The organism is Sphingomonas oligoaromativorans (assembly GCF_011762195.1).
In the GTDB taxonomy this organism is placed as follows: domain Bacteria; phylum Pseudomonadota; class Alphaproteobacteria; order Sphingomonadales; family Sphingomonadaceae; genus Solisphingomonas; species Solisphingomonas oligoaromativorans.
Genome location: NZ_JAASQK010000003.1, coordinates 461685 through 474321 on the forward strand (window position 1 = coordinate 461685; position 12637 = coordinate 474321).

Below are 12637 nucleotides of genomic sequence, written 5' to 3' on the forward strand. Positions count from 1 at the left end.
CCTCTGTGTTTTTATTCTTAAAAGCCACATTTGCTGGGCCTTATTAGGGATATTGATAGCGCTATCAGCCCCTTCGCTGTCAAGGGTTTTGAGCGAGAGTGGCAATAAGGCGGATTTATCAGCTTAATTGAAGGATTTGTCAGTCATGATGGCTCGTCGCTATGGCCATCGACTCCGAAAAATATCGCCGTGCCGTTCAAAAAGCGCGATGATCGGCAAACCGACGTGCAACCCAATCGATGAACAGCCGCACGCGCGGAGAGAGCTGCCGGTTGCGCGGATAGAGCAGCGAGACGGGCGCGGACGGAACCGGATAGGCCGCGAGAACACGCACCAGCCGCCCTTCGGCCAGATCGCGTTCGATGTGGAACAGCGGCATCTGGGCAAGCCCGAGCCCGAGCAGAACGCCGTCGCGGAAACTCTCCGTGCCGGTCACCGAGAAAGGGGCGGGGACGCCGATCCGCGTCGTGCCGCCCGCCTGCTCGAATCCGAACGGTGTCAGCGCGCCGGTGGTGATCGAGCGGATGCCGACGGCGCGGTGGCGGGCGAGATCCGTCGGCGTTTCCGGTGTGCCATGGCGTTCGAGATAGGCGGGCGCGGCGCAGGTGATCCGGCCGAGCGTCGTCACCGTGCGCGCGACAAGGTCGCTGTCGGGCAGCGCGCCGTAGCGCAGTACGCAGTCGACGCCCTCGCGCACCACGTCGACCCAGCGGTCGCTCTCGCTCATCGCGATCTCGATGCCCGGATGCCGATCGAGGAAATCGGGCAGGCCGGGGATGACGAAATGACGCGCGATCGTGCCCTGCACCTCGATCCGCAACATGCCCTTCGGCGTGGCGCCGAGGAAGGCGCCCTCCGCATCCTCCACATCGTCGAGGATCGCGATGCAGCGCCGGTAATAAGCCTCGCCGTCGAGCGTGGGCCTGACCGTGCGCGTGGTGCGCTGGAGGAGCCGGACGCCGAGCCGCTCCTCAAGTTGCCGGATCACCTGCGTCGCGGTCGAGCGCGGGATGTCGAGATCATGCGCGGCCTGGGTGAAGCTGCGCCGGTCCACCACGCGCGTGAACAGCCGCATCGCGTCCAGACGGTCCATGCATTATTCCATATCTACGAATAGTTAAGCCGTTTCTAACGGGATTATCTTTCCGCCTCCAGGGGGCATCTGCTCCTTGTCCGATCGGCACGGGGCCGATGCGAACCAGGAGAACGGGCATGGACATGGGCAAGGACAGGGTTGCGATCGTCACCGGCGCCTCGCGGGGCATCGGCGCGGCGATCGCGGAGCGGCTGGCGGCGGACGGCTTCACCGCGGTGGTCAACTATGCCGGCAATGCCGCCGAGGCGGAGGCGCTCGTCGCCCGGATCGAGGCGGCCGGCGGCAAGGCCATCTCCGCCCAGGCCGATGTCAGCGACCCCGTCGCCGTCGCGCGCCTGTTCGATGCGACGCAGGCCGCGTTCGGCGGCGTCGACGTGCTGGTCAACAATGCCGGCATCATGCAGCTCGCGACCCTCGCGGACAGCGACGACGCGCTGTTCGACACGCAGGTGGCGATCAACCTCAAGGGCGTGTTCAACACGCTGCGCGAGGCGGCCCGGCGGCTGCGCGAGGGGGGGCGGATCATCAACCTGTCGTCGAGCGTGGTCGGGCTCCGTCCGGCCTCCTACGCGGTCTATGCCGCGACCAAGGCGGGGGTCGAGGCGATGACGCACATCCTCACCAAGGAGCTGCGCGGCCGGGCCATCACGGTCAACGCGATCGCGCCGGGGCCGACCGCCACGGCCCTGTTCCTCGACGGCAAGCCGCAGGCGGTGATCGACACGCTGGCCAACGCCGCCCCGCTCGAACGGCTCGGCCAGCCCGAGGACATCGCGAGCGCCGTCGCCTTCCTCGCCGGCCCCGACGGCGGCTGGATCAACGGCCAGGTGCTGCGCGCCAATGGCGGGATCGTCTGAGCGATCCCCTCCTCATGTCGAACGCGGCCATCCTCATCACCGCCCCAATGGTGCGCCCCGTCGTCCCCGTCTTCGCGGATCAGGGCGTGGGGGCGATCGCATCCATGATCGTGATCCGCTGGCCCTCCGAGGCGCCGACGCTGGACGCGGTGACGAGAATGGTCGTGCCCGGCCGGAGCGCCGCCTTGACCGCCGTATAGAAGGCGCGCGGCACGCGGACGCGGTTGATCGTCGCCTCGTCCAGCATACGCCCGGCATCCTCCTCATGCCCCGGCAGGCCGAGATAGATCCACTTCGGCTTGCCGTCCCGCGTCGAGGACAGGGTGATGACATGCGAGCCCGGATCGTCGTCATCGATCAGCGCCGCGCTTCGGCCGATCTCGATGCCGTTGCGCAGCACGACGATGCGCTGGTCCTTCTTGGCGACGATGATCGTGAGCGGGCCGCTGGGTGCGCGCTCCGGCTGCCAGCGGAACTCCAGATCGCTCAGATCCTTCACGGCGGTCGGGTTGCCCTTCGCGTCGATGGGAGCGAGCAGGCCGGCCTCGCTGGTGCGGACATGATCGACGGCGTTGCCCATCACCACCACCGTCGCGCCGAGCGTCGTGATCGCGAACAATTGCCGGGAAAAGCCGAAGGGCAGATGCACGCAGCCATGGCTTTCGGGATAGCCCGGCAGGCCGCCGGCGTGCAGGGCGACGCCGTCCCAGGTCAGCCGCTGCTGAAAGGGCATGGGCGCGCTGTTGTAGAGGCTGGAGCGGTGGTTCGCGTCCTTCTGGAGGATGGTGAAGACGCCGGTGGGCGTTTCATGGCCGGCCTTGCCCGAGGAGATGGTCGACACCGCGACGCGGACCCCGTTGCGATACACCGTGGCGAGCTGGCGCGAGAGATCGACATAGACGAGCAGCGGCCCGGTCGGCGCGATCTTGGAGGCCCAGACCCACTCTCCGGGCTTCAGATGTTCGGCCTTGCGCGCGAATTCGGGCGGCGAGCTTGCCGTCGCGCCTTGGGCATGGGCGATGGCCGGCAGAGCCAGAGCCGCGAGGATCGTGAGGGCATAGCGCATGGCCGCACTCTTCGCCGGACGGCGGATGGGATCAATCCTCTTTTCCCGAGCGCCGCGCCCGATCCGACGGGATGGAAGGAAGGGCGCCCGTCTTGCTCCCGCTCGGCAAAGCTGCTAGGCATTATTTGTCTGAGTATTAAATGGGCAATGACAAGGGATCGATCCTGATCGCGGTATCGACGGAAGGTTCGTCCCAGCGGCCTGAAGGCTGCCATTTTCCAGATTTCGGAGAGGAAGAGATGGCATTATCGCTGATCCAGTTTCGGGCTGCCGATGGCACGCGCCATGTCGCCGCGCTGTCGGATGACGGTCAGGCGCGCATCGTGCCCGGCGCGGAGAGCGTCGTCGCCCTTGCGCGCATGGCGCTTGCCGCCGGCCGCAGCCTCGCCCGGACGGTCGAGGCCGCGGGCGCCGGCGCTCCGGTCGATCTGGACGCGGTCGAGATGCTGCCGCCGGTCGACCATGCGGATTCCGCCCATCTGCTGATGACGGGCACCGGCCTCACCCATCTCGGCTCGGCCGAGGGGCGCGACAAGATGCACCGCGCGGCCAGGGAGAATCCCGAACCGACCGACAGCATGAAGATGTTCCTGATGGGGGTCGAGGGCGGCAAGCCCGCGGATGGGGCGATCGGCGCGCAGCCGGAATGGTTCTACAAGGGCGACGGCAGCCAGCTCGTCGCGCCGGGGCAGCCCCTGCGCTCGCCGTCCTTCGGCCTCGACGCGGGCGAGGAGCCGGAGATCGCCGGCATCTATCTGATCGACGAGGACGGGACGCCGGTCCGCCTGGGCTTCGCGCTCGCCAATGAGTTTTCCGATCATGTGACAGAGCGCGGCAACTATCTGTGGCTGGCGCATTCGAAGCTGCGTCAGGCGACGCTCGGCCCGGAGCTGCTGCTGGGCGATCTGCCCGCCGATGTCCGCGGCACCAGCCGCATCCTGCGCGACGGAAAGGCGATCTGGGAAAAGCCCTTCCTCTCGGGCGAGGCCAACATGTCGCACAGCATCGCCAATCTCGAGCATCATCATTTCAAATATCGGCTGTTCCGCCGCCCGGGCGACGTTCACGTCCATTTCTTCGGCACCGCCACGCTCTCGTTCAGCGAAGGTGTGAAGACGCAGGCCGGCGACGTCTTCGAGATCGAGGCCGCGCCCTTCCGGCTCGCCGTCCGCAATCCGATCGCGATCGCGGAGGAGGACAGGCCGGTGGTGAAGGCGCTCTGATGGCGATCGGGCTTGCCGTCATCGGCCTGGGGAAGATCGCGCAGGACCAGCATCTGCCCGCCATCGCGGCCTCGCGGGATTTCGATCTCGTCTGCGGGGCCAGCCTCCAGGGGGATTGCCCGGCCGGCACCACCTATCGCAGCGTGGAGGAGATGCTCGCATCGGAGCCCGGCATCGAGGCCGTGTCGCTCTGCCAGCCGCCACAGGCGCGCTTTGCCGCCGCGCGCGCGGCGCTGCTCGCCGGCAAGCATGTGCTGCTCGAAAAGCCGCCGGGCGCGACGTTGAGCGAGGTCGCGCTCCTGCACGATCTCGCCGTCGAGCGCGGCCTCACGCTGTTCACGGCGTGGCACAGCCGCGAGGCGCCGGCGGTCGGGCCGGCCCGCGCCTGGCTGGAGGGCAAGCGCATCCTCTCGGCGGCGATCGTCTGGCGGGAGGATGTCCGGGTCTGGCATCCCGGTCAGCGGTGGATATGGCAGGCGGGCGGCCTCGGCGTCTTTGATCCGGGGATCAACGCGCTCTCGATCGCGACGCATATCCTGCCGCCCTTCCTGCTGAGCGGGGGCACCTTGTCCTATCCCGCCAACCAGCAGGCGCCGATCGCCGCCGATCTCAGCTTCCTGATGGTGGATGGCGCGCCGCTCACGGCCGATCTCGATTTCCGCCAGACCGGCCCGCAGACCTGGGACATCCGCATCGAGACCGATCGGGGGCAGCTCCTCCTGTCCAGGGGCGGGGCGGAGATGGCGATCGACGGCGTGCCGCAGCCGCTGCCGCCCGAGGCGGAATATCGCGGCCTCTATGCCCGTTTCGCCGCGCTCATCGGGGCGGGCGGACAGGATGTGGATCGGCGGCCGCTGCGCCACGTCGCCGATGCCTTTCTCCGCGCGGAACGGATCGAGGTGGAGGCCTTTCACGACGAGCCAGCCGTGCCCGCCATGGCGTAATACGCTCTCGAAGGAGTGAGGAATGTTCGGAAAACCGAGCCGCAGGGCGGTGATCGCCGGTGCCCTGGCGGGCGCGACCACCCCCTTCGTCCAGCCCGCGGCCGCATCGGGCGCTTCGTCTCCCGGTCCCCTTCTCGCGCCGCGTCCGCCGATGGGCTGGAATAGCTGGAACAGCTTCGCCACGACCATCACCGAGGCCCAGGCGCGCGAGACCGCGGCGATCATGGCGGCGAAGCTGCTGCCCTTCGGCTACGACGTCTTCACGGTCGACATCCAATGGTATGAGCCCACCGCCTCGGGCTATGACTATCATGCCGAAGCGCGGCCGACGCTGGATGCCCATGGCCGGCTGCTGCCCGCGCCAAATCGCTTTCCGTCCAGCGCGGGCGGCAAAGGCTTCGCGCCGCTTGCCGCCCATGTGCATGGGCTGGGCATGAAATTCGGCGTCCATCTGATGCGCGGCATCCCCCGGCAGGCGGTCGACAGGAACCTGCCGATCCTCGGCACGCCCTATCGCGCGGCGGACATCGCCGACACCGGGAGCATCTGCCCCTGGAACCCGGACATGTTCGGCGTCGACATGACGAAACCCGGTGCCCAGGCCTATTATGACAGCGTCTTCCGCCTCTTTGCGGAATGGGGCGTCGATTTCGTCAAGATGGACGACATGAGCCGCCCCTATGACGCCCATGCGCCGGAGATCGAGGCGGCGCATCGCGCGATCGGGCGCTGCGGGCGGCCGATCATCCTTAGTCTTTCACCGGGCGAGACGCCCGTGCCGCGCGGGGATCATGTCCGCCGTTTCGCGCAGATGTGGCGCATCTCGGATGATTTCTGGGATGACTGGGCGATGCTCAAGGCGCAGTTCGTGCGGCTCGCGAACTGGAGCGTCTATCGGGCGCCGGGGGCCTGGCCCGATGCCGACATGCTGCCGCTCGGCCGGTTGGCGCTCGGCGCCCGCGATAGCCGCTTTACGCCGGATGAGCAGCGGACGCTGGTGACCTTGTGGAGCATCGCGCGCTCGCCGCTCATCATGGGCGGCGATCTGCGGCATCTCGACACGGCGACGCTCGCGCTTCTGACCAACCGCGCGGTGATCGCCGTCAATCAGGCGAGCCGCGACAACCGGCCGCACTTCGTCGAGGACGATGCGCCGATCTGGTCGGCGCGGCCCGAGGGGGCGGACGGCAATCGCTATCTCGCGCTGTTCAACATCGCGGACAAGCCGAAGCGGATCGGCATCGCCCTGTCCGAGCTCGGCCTCGGCGGACCGGTGCGCGTGCTCGACCTGTGGAGCGGTGAGGAACAGGGGCGCGAGGCCGTCCGAATCGAGCGGCAGCTCCCGGCGCACGGCTCGGCTCTCTACCGTCTGTCCGCATAGCGTCGAACTCTACTCAGACAAGAATGGCGAGCGAATCCGCCGATCGTGGCGGGCATTGGGGATGCGCCGGCCCGCGCCTTTGCGAGATTGTCGCAAGAGGATTCGGAAGCCTCTTGCCAGCCATCTCCGATTTCGTTACCTATTTGTCTGAGCAATAAAACACGACACCGCGCAAAAGCGGTGCTTGGGTATAGGAAGGGGAATCCATGGTCCTTGATCGTCATGTGCTCATGACGGCTGCGTCGGCGCTTGCGCTCGGCATGGCCGCCACGCCTGCTTTCGCCCAGGATGCGGCGAATCCATCTTCGAAACCGTCCGAACCGCAGGATGTGGCCGGTTCTCAAGGGCCTGAGTCCAGCACCGCCAACTCGGCCGCGAACGATATCGTCGTCACCGGCGTCCGGGCGAGCCTCCGCAAGGGCGTGGACAGCACCTAATGACACGGTGGTCGGCCGCTCGAAGGATGTGCGCGGCCCCTCTCTCAGCGAGGACGGCAGCCGGGTGCTCGACGGCGGAAGTACCGTGATCCTGACGCCGATCTGAAGGAACAGCAGCGCTTGCGCGGCCCCGGCCATTCGGCCTTCGTTTCCGGCGAAGACAGGGATTACATCGTCCATCATGCCTATGACAGGGAGCATGATGGCGCCCCCAACGCTTCGTATCTCCCCTGTCCCGTGGACGGCCGATGGCTGGCCACGGGCCGCGCTCTGACCATTTTCCCCTGGAGACACACGTCATGAAAACCTGGGCGATCGCCATTGCCGCTCTCGGCTTCACCGCCACCTCCGCGACCGCCGCCGACGTCTCGCGACGCCCGTTCGGCACGATGCCGGACGGTACGCCGGTGGAGGCGATCACGCTCAGCAACCCGTCGGGCAGCAGCGCCACCATCATCACCCTGGGCGCCAGCGTGCAGTCGCTCCTCGTGAAGGATCGCGCCGGCAAGCTTGCCGACGTCGTGCTCGGCTATCCCGATCTCGCCGGCTATATCGCCAAGCCCAATTATTTCGGCGCGACGGTCGGCCGCGTCGCTAACCGGATCGCCAGGGGGCGCTTCACGCTCGACGGCAAGACCTACGAGTCACCGCTCAGCGACGGCCCCAACTCGCTCCATGGCGGCACCAGGGGCTTCGACAAGCTGGTGTGGAAGGTCGTGTCGGTCGAGAAGGGGCCGAGCGCGAAGGTCGTGCTGCGCCTCGTGAGCCCGGACGGCGATCAGGGCTATCCCGGCACGCTCACCGCCACGGCCACCTACTCGCTCGACGCGAAGGGCGATCTGTCGGTCAGCTACACCGCCACCACCGACAAGCCGACGATCGTCAATCTCTCCAACCATACCTATTGGAATCTGGCGGGTGAGGGATCGAAACGCGGTGCGCTGGGCGAGCTGCTCACCATCCCGGCCGACGAATATACGCCGACCGACGCCACCTCGATCCCGACCGGCGAGTTCCGCAAGGTGGCCGGCACGGTGTTCGATTTCCGCAAGCCGACCGTCATCAACGATCGCGTCCGCGACGCGTCCGACGTGCAGATCCGCTATGGCCGCGGCTATGACCATAATTGGGTGGTGAGCCGCACGATGGCGCCGGCGCCCCGGTTGATGGCGCGCGTGGAGGATCCGGTCTCGGGCCGGGTGATGGAGGTGCTCTCGCGCGAGCCGGGCATCCAGTTCTATTCGGGCAATTTCCTCGACGGCACGATCACCGGCAAATCCGGCCATATCTATCGCGAGGGCGATGCCATCGTGCTCGAGCCGCAGATGTTCCCCGATACGCCCAACCGGCCGGAGTTCGGCTCGGTCCGCCTCGATCCGGGCCAGACCTACCGGAACGACATCATGTTCCGCTTCTCGGCCCGGTGATGCCGGCCGATCGGCGCCATCACGGATCGGACGAGCCGCCGAAGGGAGAAGATGCATGGGCCTGATCGATCGACGCGGCTTCGTGGCGGGGGCGGCGCTTTCCGCCACGGCGCTGGCGGCGCGCACCCCGCGGGCGCGGGGCGGTATCGTCAATCCACTCGTCCGTCAGCGCGCCGATGCGCAGGTGTTCCGCCACACCGACGGCTGGTATTACATGACGGGGTCCGTGCCCCAATATGACCGGCTCGTCCTCCGCCGGGCGAAGACGATCGCCGGCCTCGCCACCGCCGAGGAGCGCGTGCTGTGGCGCCATCTGCCGAGCGGGCCGCTGTCCGGCTTCATCTGGGCGCCGGAGATGCACGAGGTCGACGGCCGCTGGATCATGTATTTCGCCGCCGGCCCGAGCGGCGGCGGCGAGGACGTGTTCCGCATCCGCACCCACGCGATCGCCTGCGACGGCGACGATCCGATGACAGGGCAATGGAATGTGCTGGGCCAGTTTCGGATGGCGTGGGACAGCTTCAACCTCGATTCCACGAGCTTCGTGCATCGCGGCCAGCGCTATTTCGCCTGGGCGCAGCGTGAGGAGGGGATCGACACCAACTCCAATCTCTATATCGCGCCCATGGCCTCCGCGCTGACGCTCGCCGCCAGGCCGTCGCGGCTGTCCGTCCCCACGCTCGAATGGGAGACCCGAGGGTTCAAGGTGAACGAGGCGCCGGCGGTGCTGGCGCGCCATGGCCGCCTTTTCATGACCTATTCGGCGAGCGCGACGGACGCGCGCTATTGCATGGGCATGTTGAGCGTGCGCGACGATGCCGACATCATGGACCCGGCCGCCTGGATCAAATCGCAGGTTCCGGTCTTCCAGTCCTCCCCGAGAAACAAGGTCTGGGGGCCTGGCCACAACAGCTTCACGGTCGACGAGCGGGGGCGCGACATGCTCGTCTACCACGGCCGCGACTATGAGACGATCAAGGGCGATCCGCTGTTCGATCCCAATCGCCATACGCGGGTGCAGACCTTCGGCTATACGGCGGAAGGCGTGCCGTCCTTCGGCGAGCCGGTGGCGAACGGCCCCCTGGCGTGAACTGCCTCCACCTCGTCCGATGCCACGGTCTTGACGATGCGGGAGGGCGGATGGGGCCGCCGGTGATCGCCGTGGACCGTGCGGCCGCGCCTGTTGGCGATCAGGCCCCGGCGTGGCGATCACGCTTTCAAAGGGACGGGTAGACGATCCGCTTGTTGCCATAGCGTTGCCGTACGATGCGGTCGCGGCGATCCATCGTGCGTTCGTTCGGATCGATCTCTTCCGGGTAGGTGAAGGAGGCGGTGAATTGACCGTCCGTGATCCAGTATTGCATGGCCACCCAGCGCTTCTTCGGATCGCTCGCTTCCCACAGTTCGAGCAGGACGTCGCTCAGCCCGTGCATCGATAACCGAAACAGGAGATGGTCCCCTAAATCCTTGAAGATCGACATGTCGACCATCTGTGATGCCGCTTCGGTGTACAGGAACGTGCCATCGAGCGGATAGGCGGTGTCCTGGGCCAGGACGTTCCCTACCTCGTTCAGCAGCCTTTCGATTTCATCATTTGCCATGATGCTTGCCTTTCGGGGCGTTGGAGAACTCGCGGGCGCCAGCGAATCCTGGAAGGGACATGTACCAGATCGGTTAGAACAAATCAAGAACATTGTGGCGATGGACGAGCCTGGGCGCAGGATGCCCAACACGTTCCAGCTGTCGGGCCAGCCTTGCATTGCCTTCCAAGCGTGCGGAAAGTCGCGGCTTTTGAGATCTGACAACCTTTCAGAAACATCCTGAAGGTGCCTTTAAGGCAGCATGCGACAATCGGTTCGTGCCTTTGGAAGGTGGGGGCGATGACGCTTACGAGGTTCTGGGGATAGCGGCGAGGGCTCGAAACAGATAGTTTCGTAACCGTTATGAATCACACAGAGAGCTGAGGTTAATGTCCTTCGAGGAATTGAGAAAATGGACACAGAGGCGATGGTCGCTTTGGAAGCATGCTCTGCCAACAGCACTTACCGGGGTTATTTCGACGGTATGTTATGTGCTCGGTTGGAGGCAGTCGACCGCCTCTGATCCTAGCCCCTTGGTCCATGCTGGCGCTTTTGCAACTGCGGTGTCGGTTGCTGTCACCCTTTACGACTACAAGGGTGCCTTGAAGAAGGGTGAGGACTCGGTGGATGACCTCTTCGCACACCTTACGAAAACTTTTACCTATACTGGGGCGGCATCACGTGAGCGCGTTAAGGCGATCGCGCGCACTAATACCAACCTTGCAGACCGAACGATAACATGGATTCAAGCCAGCTTTCTGATCCTAGCGACGCTCGTCTGGGGTTTCGCTGACATCGCTCCTAAGTGGGCGCCGTGGGCTTTCATGTCGTCCTAGTTGGTTTCGATTCCGCGTTCCCGTGACAGTTGAGGTTGCACGGGTGGACGAGCTTGGTTGTGGGGGCATGTGCTGCAGGCCACACTAGCTCGTCAACCAGCTTCGTTCTGAAGGCGGAGACACCTAAGCAATTAGCAGACTGTTCGCGTCTGGATCGGAGCCGATCTAGCGTCCAAACCTTGAATAATGGCATTGCGCGGCCAGCCGACGACAGCAGGGCTGACGTCGACCAGATTGTCGGCGATCCACTTGCGGACGTTGTTCTCTCGCACGCCGACGCGCGGCGCGATCTCTGCGGCGGCGATGATCTCCGCGGCGAGCGCGAGCACCTCCTGCAGGGGGTGGGCGAAGGACTTCTTCGGCCCCGGCGTCATCGTCAGCAGGCCGGACTCTACGGCGGGGCGGATGAGCAGGCTGTTGAGGTTGAGGATCTCGCAGGCGTCACGCTGGCTGACGGACGTCGCGAAGGGGAAGGGCGGCTCGGCTGGACGGACGAACTCGACGTCGAGGAAGCGGTCGATCGAGTCCCGCCGGACCAGCATCCGCGCGGTGAGGGGAGCGCCGCTTCCGCGGTCGGCGATCCAGAAGGGAAGCGAGCCGGCGGCGGCGTCGGAGAGGATGACGCCCCACGGCTTGCGCCGGCCACCGATGGCGCGGACGGCGCGATCGAGGGGCATGGCGTCGGGGGACGGCATGCCTCGGAGAGCGCGCGCCATAATAGCGTTCTCGAGGTCGTCCGCGCTGCCGTCGCGGATGCGCAGGCCGAGTCCGAGCGCGGCCGCGCCGGGATGATCCTCCATTTCGAGGAGGCCCGTGCAGACAGCTTGCTCGACCGCGTAGTGCGGCAGACCGAAGCGACGCTCGACGCGCGAGGACGGATGCGAGCTCCGCAGGCTGGAGTTGAGCCGCTCGGCCTCGGCACGGGAATACTGGGCGCCGATGCGCTCGCCTTCGCGCAGGACGGCAAACGGGAGAGCATCGCCGTCGCGCAGCAGGCCGAGCTGCGCAGACGATAGGCCGGTGAGCCTGGAGAGCTCAGCGCCACCGAGGACGTCGCGGCCGATTCTCAACGCCCGGCTGGCGTGCTCGAAGATCTCGGGCATGGCGGTCCGGACGACGGCGGCTTGGCCGTCGGGTGTGTTGCGGGGATCACCGAGCGCCCGGACCTTGGCGAGGAAGGCGCGGTGCTCACCGTGGCTGCGGTCGACGAGGCTGGCCATCTCGGTGCTGACGCGGTCGCGCAGTCGCGTTGGCCAGCCGCTGAGCAGGTCGAAGCCGGCGGCGACGATCCTACCGACAGGAGCGGGTCCGAACCGTCTGACGTCGCCGCGTCCGTCGTCGTCCGGCAGGACGAACAGGCGTCCGAGCGCCACGGTCATGAGCATGAGCGTGAGCGGCGACAGGTCGTGCAGCGCCGGTGCGAGGCTGGCCATGACCGCGGACCGGCGCTCGGCGGTGCCGGCGGCGAGGGTGGCGAAACCCCGGTATCCGTCGGCAAGGGCGGGCGGCAGACTTTCGCCCGTCGGATGTTCGACAACCGAACGACAGTGCTCGCAGACGCCGATGCCCCAGGCGCGGCGCCAGCCGAGCTTGGAGCGGCAGGATGGGCATTCGTCGATCAGCAGCTCGAGGCTCTCGGGGCAGTAGGGTAGAAGCGTGTGCAGCCACGCGAGCCGGTGATGCGGCTCCTTATTATGAGGTGGTGCCGGTTTTCTGGACAGGGTGTTAAGCTACTCCCGACCTGATGGATTGGTACGGGAATGAAGACGACGAGGAAGCGCTACAGCGCC

Annotated in this window: 10 protein-coding genes and 1 pseudogene; 7 read left to right on the forward strand and 4 right to left on the reverse strand. The window is 66.4% G+C overall.

Annotation, left to right across the window (positions count from 1 at the left end):
* Nucleotides 1–196 precede the first annotated feature (196 nt).
* Nucleotides 197–1093: a LysR family transcriptional regulator gene (locus FHS98_RS08585; RefSeq protein WP_167102923.1), complete on the reverse strand. Its 897-nt coding sequence runs from the start codon at nucleotides 1091–1093 to the stop codon at nucleotides 197–199.
* Nucleotides 1094–1212: 119 nt separating this feature from the next.
* Here FHS98_RS08585 and FHS98_RS08590 point away from each other — a divergent pair, with 119 nt between their 5' ends.
* On the forward strand, nucleotides 1213–1953 hold the full coding sequence (locus FHS98_RS08590; protein ID WP_167102925.1) for an SDR family oxidoreductase: 741 nt from the start codon (nucleotides 1213–1215) through the stop codon (nucleotides 1951–1953).
* A 79-nt stretch (nucleotides 1954–2032) separates the two neighbouring features.
* Here FHS98_RS08590 and FHS98_RS08595 read toward each other — a convergent pair whose 3' ends face one another.
* Nucleotides 2033–3019, reverse strand: a complete 987-nt coding sequence (locus FHS98_RS08595; protein WP_167102927.1) for a L,D-transpeptidase family protein — start codon at nucleotides 3017–3019, stop codon at nucleotides 2033–2035.
* A gap of 239 nt (nucleotides 3020–3258) precedes the next feature.
* On the opposite strand from FHS98_RS08595, the gene araD1 reads away from it, so the two are divergent.
* From araD1 to FHS98_RS08625, 6 genes and pseudogenes are all read left to right on the forward strand, one after another.
* Complete coding sequence (gene araD1, locus FHS98_RS08600) at nucleotides 3259–4242, forward strand: AraD1 family protein (protein ID WP_167103091.1); 984 nt, start codon at nucleotides 3259–3261, stop codon at nucleotides 4240–4242.
* Entirely contained in the window at nucleotides 4239–5186 is a 948-nt protein-coding gene (locus FHS98_RS08605; protein ID WP_208402156.1) for a Gfo/Idh/MocA family protein, read from the forward strand. The genes araD1 and FHS98_RS08605 overlap by 4 nt, the downstream gene beginning before the upstream one ends.
* Before the next feature lie 22 nt (nucleotides 5187–5208).
* Nucleotides 5209–6567 (forward strand): glycoside hydrolase family 27 protein, encoded by a 1359-nt coding sequence (locus FHS98_RS08610; RefSeq protein ID WP_167102931.1) that lies wholly within the window; start codon nucleotides 5209–5211, stop codon nucleotides 6565–6567.
* Between the two features lie 206 nt (nucleotides 6568–6773).
* Nucleotides 6774–7004 carry a hypothetical protein gene (locus FHS98_RS08615; RefSeq protein WP_167102933.1) on the forward strand — a complete coding sequence of 77 codons (231 nt, stop codon included), beginning with the start codon at nucleotides 6774–6776 and terminating at the stop codon, nucleotides 7002–7004.
* A 299-nt stretch (nucleotides 7005–7303) separates the two neighbouring features.
* Nucleotides 7304–8431 carry an aldose epimerase family protein gene (locus tag FHS98_RS08620; protein ID WP_167102935.1) on the forward strand — a complete coding sequence of 376 codons (1128 nt, stop codon included), beginning with the start codon at nucleotides 7304–7306 and terminating at the stop codon, nucleotides 8429–8431.
* A gap of 55 nt (nucleotides 8432–8486) precedes the next feature.
* Nucleotides 8487–9515 (forward strand): annotated as a pseudogene (locus FHS98_RS08625) (glycoside hydrolase family 43 protein); the annotation flags it as partial.
* 133 nt (nucleotides 9516–9648) lie between these two features.
* Here FHS98_RS08625 and FHS98_RS08630 read toward each other — a convergent pair.
* Both FHS98_RS08630 and FHS98_RS08635 read right to left on the reverse strand, forming a co-directional pair.
* Nucleotides 9649–10032 carry a hypothetical protein gene (locus FHS98_RS08630; protein ID WP_167102941.1) on the reverse strand — a complete coding sequence of 128 codons (384 nt, stop codon included), beginning with the start codon at nucleotides 10030–10032 and terminating at the stop codon, nucleotides 9649–9651.
* Between the two features lie 946 nt (nucleotides 10033–10978).
* Nucleotides 10979–12280 carry a hypothetical protein gene (locus FHS98_RS08635; protein WP_167102944.1) on the reverse strand — a complete coding sequence of 434 codons (1302 nt, stop codon included), beginning with the start codon at nucleotides 12278–12280 and terminating at the stop codon, nucleotides 10979–10981.
* Nucleotides 12281–12637: the final 357 nt, after the last annotated feature.

Coding starts and splice junctions, on each gene's coding strand:
- FHS98_RS08585 (WP_167102923.1), bottom strand. CDS start 1,093: ATGGACCGTCTGGACGCGATGCGGCTGTTCACGCGCGTGGTGGACCGG.
- FHS98_RS08590 (WP_167102925.1), top strand. CDS start 1,213: ATGGACATGGGCAAGGACAGGGTTGCGATCGTCACCGGCGCCTCGCGG.
- FHS98_RS08615 (WP_167102933.1), top strand. CDS start 6,774: ATGGTCCTTGATCGTCATGTGCTCATGACGGCTGCGTCGGCGCTTGCG.
- FHS98_RS08635 (WP_167102944.1), bottom strand. CDS start 12,280: ATGGCCAGCCTCGCACCGGCGCTGCACGACCTGTCGCCGCTCACGCTC.
- araD1 (WP_167103091.1), top strand. CDS start 3,259: ATGGCATTATCGCTGATCCAGTTTCGGGCTGCCGATGGCACGCGCCAT.
- FHS98_RS08630 (WP_167102941.1), bottom strand. CDS start 10,032: ATGGCAAATGATGAAATCGAAAGGCTGCTGAACGAGGTAGGGAACGTC.
- FHS98_RS08620 (WP_167102935.1), top strand. CDS start 7,304: ATGAAAACCTGGGCGATCGCCATTGCCGCTCTCGGCTTCACCGCCACC.
- FHS98_RS08595 (WP_167102927.1), bottom strand. CDS start 3,019: ATGCGCTATGCCCTCACGATCCTCGCGGCTCTGGCTCTGCCGGCCATC.
- FHS98_RS08610 (WP_167102931.1), top strand. CDS start 5,209: ATGTTCGGAAAACCGAGCCGCAGGGCGGTGATCGCCGGTGCCCTGGCG.